Here is a 15,334-nt window from a genome sequence, read left to right as displayed (position 1 = left end):
ACGGCCCCCGTATCCGCGTCCGCCGTCTCCGCCACGGCCACCGTATCCGCCGCGACCGCCGTCCCTGTGGTCGAAGATGCTACGAACCTTCATCTTCGCCTCCTCTGGAGGAGTTCGCTGTGCCGCTCCTTGCTCTTGCTGCGGCACTTTCGACACTACGTCCGACCCCTGTGACCAACAAGTCGTAGAAGCCGTAATCAAGGATAAAAGGTGCCGAAATACCCTAATCCTTCGGAGCGTTGTCGTAGGTGACTCTCCGGACATGACGCATCGACAAGGAACGGGCGGATCCGCGACCGGACCTCACCGGCACGACCCGCCGGGCCGGGGCGCGGCCACTTGATCTCGGGACGGGGCTATGGTGAGGGCCCCCACGGAATCCGTGAGGGCCCTGATACCTACGTATACGCAGGTCATAACGTTTCTGCCGGAACATCGGCAGTGGGGCGGGTGGGACTCGAACCCACGGCCGACGGATTATGAGTCCGCTGCTCTAACCGGCTGAGCTACCGCCCCTTTTCGGCGTGGCGCGTACAAGTGTGCGCGCCGTCTGCCGCAGCATAGCCGGTCATACGATCTCTCGCTCCGGATGGTCGGCTTCGCATGACCATGAAGACCGCACCGTCGGCCGCCCGGTTCCGGATGGGGCGAAGTACACGCGAAAGAGTCACTTGCACCCCACACGCACCACGGTGGCCGCCGTCGCCGGGCATACGAAAAAGGACCCCTCGGGGTCCTCTTCCGTTCCGCTCCCCCGACTGGACTCGAACCAGTAACCCTCCGGTTAACAGCCGAATGCTCTGCCAATTGAGCTACAGGGGATCGCGCTCCCCCGACTGGACTCGAACCAGTAACCTGCCGGTTAACAGCCGGCTGCTCTGCCAATTGAGCTACAGGGGATTGCTGCGTATGCACCGAACCCTACCTACCTGGCTGCTGCCGGGCGGCGCGCGTTCGCTGCGACACATACATTAGCGCAAGCAGGGGGGTGCTTTGCCAATCGGTATCCCCCGGGGTGATCTCCGGTGCCCGCGGGTAGGTCGGGCAGCACACGTCGCAGCGCCGCACCGAGCGTCGCGCTGAGCAAGGAAGGGTGGCAGCCATGCGGTACCGGCTCACGTTCATCGCCGGACTGGCCCTCGGATACGTGATCGGGACACGGGCCGGGCGCGAGCGCTACGAGCAGATGAAGAAGTCCGCGCGCCGGTTCGCCGAGAATCCGGCCGTGCGCAATACCGCCGAGTCCGCCGCGCAGAGCGGCCGTGACCTGGCCGGTAAGGCGTACCACGTGGTGAGCGACAAGGTCGGCGAGAAGGTTCCGGCCGGGGTGGCCGACCGGGTGCGCTCGCTGCGGGACCGCGGCCGGAACGGCGAGGACGACTGGGGCACCAGCAACACATAGCGGCACCGCCCCCGATGCTGCCGCTCCACCGGTACGGAAAGGGTCCGGCGGTGCGGCAGAATCTTGTGCATGGGGATAGTCGCCGGCTTGGACAGTTCTTCCGCCTTCACACACATCGTCGTCTGCGATACGGACACGGGCGCAGTGCTGCGCCGGGGGTTCGCCGCGCACCCCGTCGAGGCGAAGGCCACCGAGGTCGACCCGCAGGCGTGGCTGCTCTCGCTCGGCGAGGCCGCCGGCGGCGGGCTGCTCGAAGGGGTGCAGGCCATCGGCGTCTCCGCCCAGCAGCACGGCCTGGTGCCGCTGGACCACCAGGGCAATCTCGTACGCCCGGCGCTGCTCGGCAACGACAAGCGGGCGCAGGCCGCCGCGGCCGATCTGGTCGACGGGCTCGGCGGGCGGCAGTCCTGGGCCGAGGCGGTCGGGGCGGTGCCGCAGGCCGCGCAGCCGGTGGCGAAGCTGCGCTGGCTGGCGCGGACCGAGCCGGAGGCGGCCCAGCGGGTGGCCGCGGTGCTCCAGCCGCACGACTGGCTGGTGTGGCAGTTGCTGGGGCGCCCGGCCCGGCGGACCACCGACCGGGGTGCCGCGTCCGGCACCGGGTACTGGTCGGCGGGCAGCGGTTCCTACCGGCCCGACCTGGTGGAGCTCGCGCTCGGGCACCAGGCGGCGCTGCCGGAGGTGCTCGGCCCCTCCGACGCGGCCGGGACGACGCCCGAGGGGCTGCTGATCTCCGCGGGTACCGGCGAGACGATGGCCGCGGCGTTCGGGCTCGGGGTCGGGGTCGGCGACGCGGTGGTCTCGCTGGGTGCGTCGGGCTCGGTCATGGCGGTGCACCACGAGGCGCTGTCAGATCCGGACGGGATGATCACCTCGTTCGCGGACGCGACCGGGATGCATCTGCCGGTGGTGTACACGTCCAACGCGGTACGGGCGCTGCGCGGGACCGCCGAGATGCTCGGCGTGGAGGGCCTGGAGGAGCTCTCCGCGCTGGCCCTGAAGTCCACGCCCGGGGCGTCCGGGCTGGTGCTGCTTCCGTATCTGGAGGGCGAGCGGACGCCGCGGCTGCCGCACGCCGCAGGGACACTCTGCGGGCTGCGGCGCGAGTCGATGAAGCCGGAGCACCTGGCGCGGGCGGCGTTCGAGGGGATGCTGTGCTCGCTGGCCGACGCGCTCGATGTGCTGCGCGGCCGGGGCGTCGAGGTGCGCCGGGTGTTCCTGCTGGGGGCGGCGGCCGAGCTGCCGGCCGTGCAGGCACTGGCGCCCGCGCTCTTCGGTACGCAGGTGGTCGTGCCGCAGCCCGCCGAGTACGCGGCGCTGGGCGCGGCCCGGCAGGCGGCCTGGGCGCTGGCGGTCTCGCAGGGGACCGGCGATCCGCTCACTCCCCCGGCCTGGCAGGGCGCCGCGGCACAGGTGCTGGAGCCGGGCGAGGAGCTGGCCGTGGGGCGGGCGGTGCGCCAGCAGTACACGGCGACGCGGGACCAGATCCACCCGGAGGCGTTCGGCTCCGCGCACTGAGCCGTCCGCCTGTGCGAACGGGCCGAGTACACGGAGCGATGCGAACCCCTCCACTTGTGTACTCGGTCTGTTTTTTGACCTGGTCTTGAGTAAAAACGCTCGCAGTCACACCCCCCGGTGCCGGAAAATGGGTCGACTCCTGCCTTCTGCCGACTCCGAGAGACACGCGTGCTCATAAAACTCCTGCGGGCCTATCTCGGTCCGTACAGAAAACCCATCCTGCTGCTGGTCCTTCTCCAACTGCTGCAGACCTGCGCCAGCCTCTACCTGCCCACCCTGAACGCCGACATCATCGACAACGGTGTCGTCCGGGGGGACACGGGCTACATCCTCGAATTCGGCGGCATCATGATCGCCGTCAGCATCGCCCAGGTGGTCTGCAACATGGGGGCCGTCCACATCGGCGCCCGTACCGCGTCCGCTCTCGGCCGCGATGTCCGGGCGTCGATCTTCGACCAGGTGCAGTCGTTCTCGGCGCGTGAGGTCGGGCGCTTCGGGGCGCCCTCGCTGATCACCCGTACGACCAATGACGTCCAGCAGGTCCAGATGCTGGTGCTGATGACGTTCACACTGATGGTGTCGGCCCCGATCATGTGCGTCGGCGGCATCGTCATGGCGCTCGGCCAGGACGTCCCGCTGTCCGCGGTGCTGCTCGCGGTGGTGCCGGTGCTCGGCATCGCGGTGAGCCTGATCGTGAAGCGGATGCGCCCGCTGTTCCGCACGATGCAGGAGCGGGTCGACACGGTGAACCGGGTGCTGCGCGAGCAGATCACCGGCAACCGCGTGATCCGCGCCTTCGTCCGGGACGGCTACGAGGAGGAGCGGTTCCGCGGCTCCAACACCGAGCTGACGGACGTGGCACTGTCCACGGGCCGGCTGATGGCGCTGATGTTCCCCACCGTGATGACGGTCGTGAACGTCTCCTCGATCGCGGTGATCTGGTTCGGTGCCCACCGCATCGACAGCGGCGGCATGGAGATCGGGGCGCTGACCGCGTTCCTCGCCTATCTGATGCAGATCGTCATGTCGGTGATGATGGCGACCTTCATGTTCATGATGGTGCCGCGCGCCGAGGTGTGCGCCGAGCGCATCCAGGAGGTCCTGGAGACCGAGTCCAGCGTGGTCCCGCCCGTCAAGCCGGTCCGCAAGCTGCTCGCCCGCGGTCATCTGGAGGTGCGCGGCGCGGACTTCCGCTACCCGGGCGCCGAGGAGCCGGTGCTGCGGTCGGTGGATCTGGTGGCCCGCCCCGGCGAGACCACCGCGATCATCGGGTCGACGGGCAGCGGGAAGTCGACCCTGCTCGGTCTCGTACCGCGGCTGTTCGACGTGACGGACGGCCAGGTGCTGGTCGACGGCACGGATGTGCGGACGCTGGAGCCGGCGCTGCTGGCCAGGACCGTGGGTCTCGTTCCGCAGAAGCCGTATCTGTTCTCCGGGACGGTCGCGACCAATCTGCGGTACGGAAACCCGGACGCGACCGACGAGGAGCTGTGGCAGGCGCTGGAGGTCGCGCAGGCCAAGGAGTTCGTCACGGCGCTGGAGCACGGTCTGGACGCGCCGATCTCGCAGGGCGGCACCAATGTGTCGGGCGGGCAGCGGCAGCGTCTGGCCATCGCCAGGACGCTGGTGCAGCGCCCGGAGATCTATCTCTTCGACGACTCGTTCTCGGCGCTCGACTACGCCACTGACGCCGCGCTGCGCGGGGCGCTTTCCCGGGAGACGGCGGAGGCGACCGTGGTGATCGTGGCGCAGCGGGTGTCCACCATCCGCGACGCGGACCGGATCCTGGTGCTGGACGAGGGCCGGGTCGTCGGCTCCGGTACCCATCACGAGCTGATGGACGGCAATGAAACGTACCGGGAGATCGTGCTCTCCCAGCTGACGGAAGCGGAGGCCGCGTAATGGCCGGGCCTGGCGGACGCATGATGGCGGGCGGGGCGCCGACCGACCGGTCCATGGACTTCAAGGGGTCCTCGAAGCGGCTGCTGAAGCGCTTCGCGACGGAGAAGACCTCGCTGTACGTGATGCTGCTGGCCTGTGCGCTGAGCGTGGGTCTGTCGGTGGTCGGGCCGAAGATCCTCGGCCGGGCGACCGACCTGGTCTTCGCCGGGGTCATCGGCCGGAGCCCGGAGATACCGAAGGGCGCGACCAAGGAGCAGGCCGTCGAGGGCCTGCGCCAGAGCAACAGCGGCCTGGCCGACATGCTCTCCAAGGTGGACTTCGTCCCCGGTCACGGCATCGACTTCGGTGCGGTGGGCGACGTACTGCTGGTGGCGCTGGCGGTCTATGTCGGCGCCGGCCTGCTGATGCTGGTGTCGACCCGGCTGTCGATCCGGATCATCAACCGGGTCGTGTTCCAGCTGCGCGAGGACATCCAGACGAAGCTGTCGCGGCTGCCGCTGTCGTACTTCGACCGGGCCAAGCGCGGCGAGGTGCTCAGCCGGGCGACGAACGACATCGACAACATCTCGCAGACGATGCAGCAGACGATGGGCCAGCTCATCAACTCCCTGCTCACCATCGTCGGCGTGCTGATCATGATGTTCTGGGTCTCGCCGCTGCTGGCACTGGTCGCGCTGGTGACGGTGCCGCTCTCGGCGGTCGTGGCCACGAAGGTCGGCAAGCGCTCGCAACCGCAGTTCGTGCAGCAGTGGAAGGTGACGGGCAAGCTCAACGCCCACATCGAGGAGATGTACACCGGGCACACCCTGGTGAAGGTCTTCGGCCGGCAGGAGGAGTCCGCGCGGGACTTCGCCGAGCAGAACGAGGCGCTGTACGAGGCCGGGTTCAGGGCGCAGTTCAACAGCGGGATCATGCAGCCGCTGATGATGTTCGTCTCCAACCTGAACTATGTGCTGATCGCCGTCGTGGGTGGTCTGCGGGTCGCCTCCGGCGCGCTGTCGATCGGTGATGTGCAGGCGTTCATCCAGTACTCGCGGCAGTTCTCGATGCCGCTGACCCAGGTCGCCTCGATGGCGAACCTGGTGCAGTCGGGCGTCGCCTCGGCCGAGCGGATCTTCGAGCTGCTGGACGCCGAGGAGCAGGGCGCCGACCCCGCGCCCGACGAGCGGCAGCGCCCGGAGGAGCTGCGGGGCAGCGTCTCGCTGGAGAAGGTGTCGTTCCGTTACGACCCGGAGAAGCCGCTCATCGAGGACCTGTCGCTGAACGTCGAGCCGGGTCACACGGTCGCGATCGTCGGCCCGACCGGGGCCGGCAAGACCACGCTGGTCAACCTGCTGATGCGGTTCTACGAGGTCACGGGCGGCCGGATCACGCTGGACGGGGTCGACGTGACGAAGATGTCCCGCGACGACCTGCGGCAGGGCATCGGCATGGTCCTCCAGGACACCTGGCTGTTCGGCGGTTCGATCGCGGACAACATCGCGTACGGGGCGTCGCGCGAGGTCACCCGCGAGGAGATCGAGGAGGCGGCGAGGGCGGCCCACGCCGACCGGTTCATCCGCACCCTGCCGGACGGTTACGACACGGTGATCGACGACGAGGGCTCCGGTGTCAGCGCGGGCGAGAAGCAGCTGATCACCATCGCGCGGGCGTTCCTGTCCGACCCGGTGATCCTGGTGCTCGACGAGGCGACCAGCTCCGTCGACACCCGTACCGAGGTGCTGATCCAGAAGGCGATGGCTCGGCTGGCCCACGGCCGTACGAGCTTTGTGATCGCGCACCGGCTCTCCACCATCCGGGACGCCGACGTCATCCTGGTGATGGAGAACGGCTCGATCGTCGAACAGGGCACCCACGAGGAGCTGTTGGCCGCCGAGGGCGCCTATGCCCGGCTGTATTCGGCGCAGTTCGCGCAGGCGGTCGCCGAAGTCGACTAGGAGCGCTTCCTGTTCGGACGCGAGGGCCCGTGCCGCCGCCCGGCGGTGCGGGCCCCCGTGCGTCAGTCGAGGTAGCCGCGGAGCTGGTCGGCGAAGGCGTGGTCCCGGAGTTTGCTGAGGGTCTTGGACTCGATCTGGCGGATGCGTTCGCGCGTCACGCCGAAGATCCGGCCGATCTCCTCCAGGGTGCGGGGCCGCCCGTCGTCCAGCCCGTAGCGCAGCTGGACCACCTTGCGTTCGCGCTCGCCCAGGGTGGAGAGCACCGCTTCCAGGTGCTCGCGCAGCAGTAGGAACGCGGCGGACTCCACCGGGGACGCGGCGTCACCGTCCTCGATCAGGTCGCCGAGGGCGACATCGTCCTCCTCGCCGACCGGGGCGTGCAGCGAGACGGGTTCCTGGGCGAGCCGCAGGACTTCGCCGACCCGTTCCGGGGTGAGGTCGAGCTGGCCGGCGACCTCCTCCGCGGTCGGCTCGTAGCCGCGTTCCTGGAGCATCCGGCGCTGGACGCGTACGACGCGGTTGATCAGCTCGACGACATGGACCGGGACCCGTATGGTCCGCGCCTGGTCGGCGAGGGCGCGGGACATGGCCTGGCGGATCCACCAGGTCGCGTACGTGGAGAACTTGTAGCCCCGGGCGTAGTCGAATTTCTCGACGGCCCTGATCAGCCCGAGGTTTCCCTCCTGGACCAGGTCGAGCATGGTCAGCCCGCGCCCGACGTAGCGCTTGGCGACGGAGACGACGAGGCGCAGGTTGGCCTCGATGAGGCGGCGCTTGGCCATCCTCCCCATGACCACCAGCCGGTCGAGATCGACGGCCAGCCGGGTGTCCGGGTCCGGGGTGCTCGCGAGCCGTTCCTCGGCGAAGAGCCCGGCCTCGACGCGGCGGGCGAGCTCCACCTCGTCGGCGGCGCTGAGCAGTGGGATCCGGCCGATCTCCCGCAGGTACTGGCGGAAGAGGTCGGAGGACGGACCGGCGGTCTCCGGGCGGCTCCGTGCCCCGGACGGCTCCGGCGCCTGCGGCGGCTCCTCCATGAGCACCTCGGGCCGGTCGGGCGGATCGTCGGGTATCGGCGGCTCCACCCCGGCCTCCGGATGGTGCACGGCCCGGTTCTGCGCGGGGATGGCCGAGACGTGCTCGGTTTCGGTCAGGGTCCGGGTCTGCACGGGGGCGACCTCCAGGTGATCGCTGCCGGACCGCGGGGATGGAGGACCACCGTTCGATGGGCCGGCCGCGCTCCGATGTCTCAGGCACCGCACCCCAGTGTGGGGGAAGACACATCGCTGCCACGAGGGGCGTGCGGGGACTTTCTGAGCCCGGTCCGTGACCGGCCGGTTACGCGGGGGCGCTCCCGCCGCCGGGGCGAGGCGTCAGAGCGCGTCGGCCCCGTTGTTGCGCAGGGACTGGGCGTACTGCTGGAGGACCCAGACCTCGTTCTGTGCCGCCGCCAGGTGGTCCGGGGCGACATTGCTGCCAAGGCGGGCGAGGCTGCCCTGTACGTCGTTGATCCGGCGGTCGACGGCGCGCAGCCGGACCTGGACGAGCTGCATGCCCGCGTAGGTCTCGTCGATGGTCTTGCCGTGGAAGACCTCGACCGCCAGCTCGGTGACCAGTTTGCGGACCGCGTCGTTGGGGGTCGCGTCGAGCACCTGGACGAGGTATTCGCGGGTCTCGGCGACGCCCAGCTCGGCGCCGCCCGCCTCCGCGATGCACTGGCGGACCGCGGCGTAGGGCGGGGCGGTGAACTCGTCGGCCCCGTAGGCGTCGAAGGCCGGGGAGACCAGGGCGGGCTTCTGCAGGGCGAGCTTGAGCAGCTCGCGCTCGGTGCGGTGGGCGGGGCTGCGGAGGTTGAGCGCGGGGCCGGAGGGGGCCACGGGGGCCTGGACCTGCTGGTGCTGCGCGGCCGCGCGGGAGGAGGACCGGGCGGGCCCGCGCTGGTCGCCCCGGCCCCGGGCCCACTGGGCGAGCTGGTTGACCCGGTGTACGACGTACTCCTGGTCCAGGATGCCGACGAAGCCGGCGAGCTGGACGGCGACCTCCCGCTGGACGCTGCCCGTCTTGATCTTGGCGACGACCGGGGCGGCCTCGTCGAGCGCGGCCGCACGGCCCGCCGGGGTCTCCAGGTCGTACCGGCCGACGATCTGGCGGAGCGCGAACTCGAAGAGCGGGGTGCGGGGTTCGACCAGGTCGCGGACCGCCTCGTCGCCCTTGACCAGGCGCAGATCGCAGGGGTCCATGCCGTCCGGGGCGATCGCGATGTACGTCTCGGCGGCGAACTTCTGGTCGTCCTCGAAGGCGCGCAGGGCGGCCTTCTGCCCGGCCGCGTCACCGTCGAAGGTGAAGATCACCCGGGCGCTGCCGTTGTCCATCAGGAGGCGGCGCAGGATCTTGATGTGGTCGCCGCCGAAGGCGGTGCCGCAGGTGGCGATGGCGGTGGTGATCCCGGCGAGATGGCAGGCCATGACGTCGGTGTAGCCCTCGACGACCACGGCCCGGCTGGCCTTGGCGATGTCCTTCTTCGCCAGGTCGATGCCGTACAGCACCTGGGACTTCTTGTAGATCGCGGTCTCGGGGGTGTTGAGGTACTTCGGTCCGTTGTCGTCGTCGCGCAGCTTGCGGGCGCCGAAGCCGACGACATCGCCGGAGGTGTCGCTGATCGGCCACATCAGCCGGCCGCGGAAGCGGTCGATGGGGCCGCGCCTGCCGTCCTGGGAGAGGCCGGAGGCGATCAGCTCCTTGTCGCTGAAGCCCTGGCCGCGCAGATAGCGGGTGAGGTGGTCCCAGCCGGCCGGGCTGTAGCCGACGCCGAAGTGGGCGGCGGCCGCCTGGTCGAAGCCGCGCTCGGCGAGGAACTTCCGGCCGATCTCGGCCTCCGGGCCGTCCAGCTGCTCGGTGTAGAACCGGGCGGCCGCCTTGTGCGCCTCGACCAGCCTGATGCGCTCGCCGCGCTGGTGGGAGGGGTTGTACCCGCCCTCCTCGTACCGCAGGGTGATGCCGGCCTTGGCGGCGAGCCGCTCGACGACCTCCGCGAACGTCAGATGGTCGATCTTCTGCACGAAGGCGATCGTGTCGCCGCCCTCCTGGCAGCCGAAGCAGTGGAAGAGACCCTTGCTCGGGCTCACCTGGAAGGAGGGGGACTTCTCGTCGTGGAAGGGGCAGAGTCCCTTGAGGTTGCCACCGCCCGCGTTGCGCAGCTGGAGATACTCGGAAACGACGGCGTCGATCGGGACCGCGTCCCGTACCGCCTTCACGTCGTCGTCATTGATCCTGCCTGCCACGGGTGAAGTCTACGGGTGGGGTAGGACAGCCGTGGAGCGCGCCGATGTGATCCGTGGAACCGCCGGTGCGGTGCGGACCGGCCGGCCCGTCCCGTCCGGGAGCGCGGCGGGACGGCCGGGCCGCGCTCAGCCCAGGGATTCCAGCGGTACGGACGGGTCCGCCAGCGCGTCCGGGTCGACCTGCCGGCCGGACCGGACCAGCCCCTGCACGGTCTCGGTGACGTCCCACACGTTGACGTTCATCCCGGCCAGCACCCGGCGGTCCTTCAGCCAGAAGGCGATGAACTCCCGCTTCCCGGCGTCGCCGCGGATGACCACCTGGTCGTAGCTGCCGGGCGGCGCCCAGCCGGAGTATTCGAGGCCGAGGTCGTACTGGTCGGAGAAGAAGTACGGCACCCGGTCGTAGCTGACCTCCTGTCCGAGCATGGCGCGGGCGGCGGCCGGGCCGCTGTTCAGCGCGTTCGCCCAGTGCTCCACGCGCAGCCGGGTGCCGAGCAGCGGGTGGGCCACGTTGGCGACGTCACCGGCCGCGAAGATGTGCGGATCGCTGGTGCGCAGCGAGGCGTCGACGGCGATGCCGCCGCCGTCCGCGCGGGGGGCCATGGCGAGCCCGGCGGTCTCGGCGAGGGCGGTGCGGGGCGCGGCGCCGATCGCGGCGAGCACGTCGTGGGCGGGGTGCTCCTCGCCGTCGTCGGTGCGGACGGCGAGCACCAGGCCGTCCTGGCCGATGATCTCGGTGAGGCGGAGGCCGAAGTGGAAGCGGACCCCGTGGTCGCTGTGCAGGTCGGTGAAGATCTGGCCGAGTTCGGGGCCGACGACCTGGTACAGCGGGGTCGGCTCCGGTTCCACGACGGTGACCTCGGCGCCGTAGCCGCGGGCCGCCGCCGCGACCTCCAGGCCGATCCAGCCGGCCCCGGCGATCACCAGATGGCCGTTGTCCCGGCCGAGTGCGGCCAGTACGTTGCGCAGCCGGTCGGCGTGGGCGAGGCGGCGCAGATGGTGGACGCCGGCCAGCTCGGTGCCCGGGACGGGCAGGCGGCGCGGCTCGGCCCCGGTGGCGAGCAGCAGCTTGTCGTAGTGGACGACGGTGCCGTCGCCGAGCCGTACGGAGCGGGCCTCCCGGTCGAGTGCGGTGACCGGCTGCCCCAGGTGCAGTTCGATGTCGGCGCCCGCGTACCAGGCGGTCTCGTGGACGAAGACGCTGTCCCGGTCCTCCTTGCCGGAGAGATAGCCCTTGGAGAGCGGAGGCCGTTCGTACGGATGGTCGCGTTCATCGCCGAGCAGGATCACCCGGCCGCTGAAACCCTCCGCCCGGAGCGTCTCGGCTGCCTTCGCTCCCGCCAGTCCTCCGCCGACGATGACGAACGTCCGATGTGCGTCGACCACTTGATGCCTCCTCGGTGCTTGCTTCGCGGCGCCGCCAACTGCGAGCGTCCCGCACGCAGCGTGATGGCGAAAGAGGGTGTACCCCGATCAGGTCACACCCAGTGGCCGGGTCCAGTCTGCGCGGCGCCGGCCCCGGCGCGGGGCACGGCTCGCAGACGGGGCGGAAACGGATCGGGCCGGACGGGGCTCCGAAAGCCGGTCACCGGCGGTCACCGGAGGTGTCCGGCGAGCGCGGCGTGCAGCGAGCGGGCCGAGGCGTCGGTCAGGGCGGCGATCTGGTCGACCAGCACCCGCTTGCGGGCCCGGTCGTCGCGGGCGGTGTCGAACAGCGCCCGGAACTGCGGCTCCAGCCCCTCCGGGGCGCGCGCGGTGAGGGCGGCGGCCAGCTCGGCGATGACGATCCGCTGGTCGGCGCGGATCGCCTCCTGCTCGGCGCGCTGCATGACGTACCGGTCGGCGACCGCCTTGAGCACGGCGCATTCGTTGCGGGCCTCGCGGGGCACGACCAGCTCGGCGGCGTACCGCCCGAGGCGGCCCATACCGTAGGCATGCCGGGTGCTGCTCTCGGCGGCGAGGCAGAACCGGCCGATCAGCTGGCTCGTCGCGTCCTTCAGCCGGGCCTGGGCGACGGCGGAGCCGTCGTAGCCGTGCGGCCACCAGTCCTGGGCGATGAGCCGGTCCAGCGCGTCGGCCAGCTCCTGGGGCTCGGTGTCCGCCGGGACGTAGCGGCCGATGGCGACCGCCCAGATCGCGTTCCGCTCCGGTTCGGCGTAGAGGCAGTCGGGGTCGATGTGCCCGGCGTGCAGCCCGTCCTCGAAGTCGTGCACGGAGTAGGCGACGTCGTCGGACCAGTCCATGACCTGGGCCTCGAAGCACTTGCGGTCCTTCGGTGCCCCCTCGCGGGCCCATTCGAAGACCGGCAGGTCGTCCTCGTACACCCCGAATTTCGGCGAGCCGGGGTCGGTGGGGTGTGCGCCGCGCGGCCACGGGTACTTGGTGGCGGCGTCCAGGGCGGCACGGGTCAGGTTGAGTCCGACGCTGACCAGTTCGCCGGTGCGGGTGTCGGGGACGAAGCGCTTCGGTTCGATTCTGGTCAGCAGCCGCAGCGACTGGGCGTTGCCCTCGAAGCCCCCGCAGTCCGACGCGAAGTCGTTGAGCGCCTGCTCTCCGTTGTGCCCGAACGGCGGGTGGCCCAGGTCGTGGGCGAGGCAGGCCGTCTCGACGAGGTCCGGGTCGCAGCCGAGCGCGGCCCCGAGCTCCCGGCCGACCTGGGCGCATTCGAGGGAGTGGGTGAGCCTGGTCCGGGGGCTGGCGTCCCAGGCGTGGCTGCGGGTGCCCGGGGTGACGACCTGGGTCTTCCCGGCGAGCCGGCGCAGCGCGGCGGAGTGCAGCACCCGGGCACGGTCGCGCTGGAACGCGGTGCGGCCCGGCCGTTTGTCCGGCTCGGTGTCCCAGCGCTCGGCGTCGGCCGGGCCGTAGGGGCCGGTGCCGTGGCCCTGCGTGCCCTGCGTGCCCTGCGTGCCGTCCATGCCGTCCATGGTTCCGACAGTAAACGGCCGGACCGACAAGAAGGCTCAGGCGGTCACCCCGAGATGTCCGTTCATCAGGTTTTTCCTGTGGATACGCCCCGGGCGCCGTCCCGGGGCCGGGCGTCCGCCGGTACGGACCTGCGGGTTCCGTTCCGGGTGACCAGGCAGAGCTGGGTGCCGAGCTGTGCGGTGATACGGGTCAGCAGTTGCGCCGTGCTGTCGAGGGGCAGGGACTCCTGGGCTTGTGCCGGTGCCGGCTGCGTCATGGCTCGATGGTGCGGGAGGGAGGTTGCGGCGCCGTTGCGGGCGGGTGACGGGCTGCGTGCCGCCGGGTTCAGCGGGCGGCGCCGAAGAGCCGTTCGATGACGTCCGCGACCCCGTCCTCCTCGTTGCTGAGCGTGTGCGTCGCTATCGCGGCCAGCACGCTCGGGTGGGCGTTGCCCATCGCGTAGCCGGCGCCGGCCCATTCGAGGACGCTCAGGTCGTTGGGCATGTCGCCGAAGGCGACGACCTCCGCGGCGTCGATGCCCCGCCCGGCGCACAGCACCGACAGGGTGCCTGCCTTGGTGACCCCGGACGCGCTGATCTCCAGCAGCCCGCGCCCGCCGGAGTGGGTGAGCTGCACCCCGTCGACGGCCCCCGCCTCGGCGGCGGCCAGCAGCGCGTCCGCGTCGAGCCGGTCCGACCAGGCGAGGAGCTTGGTGACCGGGACGTCGGCCAGCCAGAGGTCCGCGAGCGACGGTACGGGCAGCTCGGCGCCGGTGTCCTCGGAGAGCCGCAGGCGGTAGGCCGGCTCGTACAGGATGTGGTTGCCGGTCTCCAGGGCGAAGCCGATCCCGGGCACGGCGGCGGCGAGCACGGTGGCCACGCGGCGGGCGGTGGTGAGCGGCAGGGCGCAGGAGGAGACGACGGTGCGCGTCCCGATGTCGTACACCATCGCGCCGTTGCTGCACACCGCCGTCCCTCCGAAGCCCGCGGCGTCGGCGAGCCGGTCGACGAACCTGGGCGGCCGGGCGGTGACCAGGACGATCTCCGCGCCGGCGCTCTCGGCGGTGCGCAGGGCGCGCAGGGTGCGGGGCGAGAGGGTGCCGTCGTTGCGCAGGAGGGTGCCGTCGAGATCGGACGCGATCAGTCGTGGACGCAGCATTGGGCGATGCTAAGGGGCGTCCCGCCCGGCGGTGCGCGCGCCCCGGTCCGGTGGGCCGTGCGGCATTCGTCCCGTCCGTCCGAGAACCCTTTCGGCCTCCGGATCGTCCGATCAGGTGGGACGACCGAGCACGGTACGGAAAGAGGGGGCTCCCATGCGGGTGAAGTGGCCGGGACGGCAGTTGCTCGGACGGTTGCGGCCGCGGTGGCCGCGGACGCGGCGCGGGCAGCGGCGGGCCGTGCAGGCGGTGATGCTCGCGTGCGTGGCCGGGCTGGCGCCCATGACCTGGATGTACTCCGTCGCCGACGCCCGGGTCAGGACGACCGCGGACGCGCCCGCGCAACAGGTGGTCATGGTGTTCGGGGCGGGGCTCTGGCAGGGCAGACCGTCGCCGTATCTCGCCAACCGGCTGAAGGCCGCCGCCGAGCTGTACCGGGACGGGAAGGTGAAGGTCGTGCTCGTGACCGGGGACAACAGCCGGAAGGAGTACGACGAGCCGGATGCCATGCGCACCTATCTCAAGGAGCACGGGGTGCCGGACGAGCGGATCGTGAGCGACTTCGCCGGGTTCGACACCTGGGACTCCTGCGTGCGGGCCAAGAAGATCTTCGGGGTCGACCGCGCGGTGCTGGTGAGCCAGGGGTTCCACATCCGCCGGGCGATCGCGCTGTGCCGGACCGCGGGGATCGACGCGTACGGGGTCGGCGTGGACGCCAAGCACGACGCGACCTGGTACTACGGCGGGACGCGGGAGGTGTTCGCGGCGGGGAAGGCGGCACTGGACGCCGTCTTCAAGCCCGATCCGCACTTCCTGGGGCCCCGGGAGCCGGGGATCGGGGAGGCGCTGGCGGCGCAGGAGCGGTAGGCCCTGCAGCCCCGGGCCCTGCGGGGCTACAGGGACGTGACCGGGGCGGTCTCGGCCGAGACCCAGGCCAGGTAGCGGGCGCTGCCCCGTACCACCGGGATCGCGATGATCTCCGGGGTCTCGTAGTCGTGCGCCGCCTCCAGATGGGCCTCCAGTTCGGCGTACCGCTCCGCTGTCGTCTTGAACAGCAGCTGCCACTCCTCGGTGGTCTCGATGGCGTTCTGCCAGCGGTAGACCGAGGTGACGGGCGCGGAGATCTGTACGCAGGCGGCGAGCCGCGCCTCCACCGCGCCCTGCGCCAGGGCATGGGCCTTCTCCTCGCTGTCCGTCGTGGTCAGTACGGTCAGCCATGCCGGCGTCGTCACTTTCGGCT

The 15,334-nt window shown here is 70.9% G+C and carries 12 protein-coding genes and 3 tRNA genes; 5 read left to right on the top strand and 10 right to left on the bottom strand.

Features of this window, described 5'->3' with window-relative positions; genetic code table 11:
- Positions 1-442: 442 nt before the first annotated feature.
- The 3 genes from EES42_RS10275 to EES42_RS10260 form a co-directional block, all read right to left on the bottom strand.
- Positions 443-516: transfer RNA gene (locus EES42_RS10275), tRNA-Ile, on the bottom strand.
- 233 nt (positions 517-749) lie between these two features.
- A tRNA-Asn gene (locus EES42_RS10265) sits at positions 750-822 on the bottom strand.
- Between the two features lie 5 nt (positions 823-827).
- Positions 828-900, bottom strand: a tRNA-Asn gene (locus tag EES42_RS10260).
- A 202-nt stretch (positions 901-1,102) separates the two neighbouring features.
- Between EES42_RS10260 and EES42_RS10255 the strand changes: the two genes are divergently transcribed.
- From EES42_RS10255 to EES42_RS10240, 4 genes are all read left to right on the top strand, one after another.
- The gene (locus tag EES42_RS10255; protein ID WP_124717825.1) at positions 1,103-1,402 is read left to right on the top strand and encodes a YtxH domain-containing protein; all 300 of its coding nucleotides are present in this window, start codon (positions 1,103-1,105) and stop codon (positions 1,400-1,402) included.
- Between the two features lie 69 nt (positions 1,403-1,471).
- Entirely contained in the window at positions 1,472-2,917 is a 1,446-nt protein-coding gene (locus EES42_RS10250) for an FGGY family carbohydrate kinase (protein ID WP_124717824.1), read from the top strand.
- Positions 2,918-3,085: 168 nt separating this feature from the next.
- Positions 3,086-4,819 carry an ABC transporter ATP-binding protein gene (locus EES42_RS10245; RefSeq protein WP_124717823.1) on the top strand — a complete coding sequence of 578 codons (1,734 nt, stop codon included), beginning with the start codon at positions 3,086-3,088 and terminating at the stop codon, positions 4,817-4,819.
- Positions 4,819-6,756, top strand: coding sequence for an ABC transporter ATP-binding protein (locus EES42_RS10240; protein WP_124717822.1), 1,938 nt, complete (start codon positions 4,819-4,821; stop codon positions 6,754-6,756). Before EES42_RS10245 ends, EES42_RS10240 begins: the two co-directional genes overlap by 1 nt.
- A gap of 62 nt (positions 6,757-6,818) precedes the next feature.
- On the opposite strand, the gene EES42_RS10235 is transcribed toward EES42_RS10240, so the two are convergent.
- The 6 genes from EES42_RS10235 to EES42_RS10210 form a co-directional block, all read right to left on the bottom strand.
- Positions 6,819-7,922, bottom strand: a complete 1,104-nt coding sequence (locus tag EES42_RS10235) for an RNA polymerase sigma factor (RefSeq protein ID WP_124717821.1) — start codon at positions 7,920-7,922, stop codon at positions 6,819-6,821.
- Between the two features lie 204 nt (positions 7,923-8,126).
- Positions 8,127-10,034 (bottom strand): DNA primase, encoded by a 1,908-nt coding sequence (dnaG, locus tag EES42_RS10230; protein ID WP_124717820.1) that lies wholly within the window; start codon positions 10,032-10,034, stop codon positions 8,127-8,129.
- Positions 10,035-10,160: 126 nt separating this feature from the next.
- Positions 10,161-11,420 (bottom strand): NAD(P)/FAD-dependent oxidoreductase, encoded by a 1,260-nt coding sequence (locus tag EES42_RS10225; RefSeq protein ID WP_124717819.1) that lies wholly within the window; start codon positions 11,418-11,420, stop codon positions 10,161-10,163.
- A gap of 209 nt (positions 11,421-11,629) precedes the next feature.
- Complete coding sequence (locus EES42_RS10220; protein ID WP_124718483.1) at positions 11,630-12,949, bottom strand: deoxyguanosinetriphosphate triphosphohydrolase; 1,320 nt, start codon at positions 12,947-12,949, stop codon at positions 11,630-11,632.
- A 74-nt stretch (positions 12,950-13,023) separates the two neighbouring features.
- On the bottom strand, positions 13,024-13,215 hold the full coding sequence (locus tag EES42_RS10215; RefSeq protein ID WP_241196342.1) for a hypothetical protein: 192 nt from the start codon (positions 13,213-13,215) through the stop codon (positions 13,024-13,026).
- A 68-nt stretch (positions 13,216-13,283) separates the two neighbouring features.
- A complete protein-coding gene (locus EES42_RS10210) occupies positions 13,284-14,081 on the bottom strand; it encodes a Cof-type HAD-IIB family hydrolase (RefSeq protein ID WP_124718482.1) in 798 nt (265 codons plus the stop codon).
- Between the two features lie 169 nt (positions 14,082-14,250).
- Here EES42_RS10210 and EES42_RS10205 point away from each other — a divergent pair, with 169 nt between their 5' ends.
- Positions 14,251-14,961, top strand: coding sequence for a SanA/YdcF family protein (locus EES42_RS10205; RefSeq protein WP_124717818.1), 711 nt, complete (start codon positions 14,251-14,253; stop codon positions 14,959-14,961).
- Between the two features lie 26 nt (positions 14,962-14,987).
- Here the strand turns inward: EES42_RS10205 and cutA are convergent, their stop codons facing one another.
- Positions 14,988-15,326, bottom strand: coding sequence for a divalent-cation tolerance protein CutA (cutA, locus tag EES42_RS10200; RefSeq protein WP_124717817.1), 339 nt, complete (start codon positions 15,324-15,326; stop codon positions 14,988-14,990).
- Positions 15,327-15,334 lie beyond the last annotated feature (8 nt).

It is taken from the genome of Streptomyces sp. ADI95-17, from assembly GCF_003846175.1.
GTDB classification, from domain to species: Bacteria; Actinomycetota; Actinomycetes; order Streptomycetales; family Streptomycetaceae; genus Streptomyces; species Streptomyces sanglieri.
The sequence above is the reverse complement of the archived record's forward strand: the minus strand, read 5'-3'. Positions and strand labels throughout refer to the sequence as shown.

Coding starts and splice junctions, on each gene's coding strand:
- EES42_RS10240 (WP_124717822.1), top strand. CDS start 4,819: ATGGCCGGGCCTGGCGGACGCATGATGGCGGGCGGGGCGCCGACCGAC.
- EES42_RS10255 (WP_124717825.1), top strand. CDS start 1,103: ATGCGGTACCGGCTCACGTTCATCGCCGGACTGGCCCTCGGATACGTG.
- EES42_RS10220 (WP_124718483.1), bottom strand. CDS start 12,949: ATGGACGGCACGCAGGGCACGCAGGGCACGCAGGGCCACGGCACCGGC.
- EES42_RS10205 (WP_124717818.1), top strand. CDS start 14,251: ATGCGGGTGAAGTGGCCGGGACGGCAGTTGCTCGGACGGTTGCGGCCG.
- EES42_RS10215 (WP_241196342.1), bottom strand. CDS start 13,215: ATGACGCAGCCGGCACCGGCACAAGCCCAGGAGTCCCTGCCCCTCGAC.
- EES42_RS10250 (WP_124717824.1), top strand. CDS start 1,472: ATGGGGATAGTCGCCGGCTTGGACAGTTCTTCCGCCTTCACACACATC.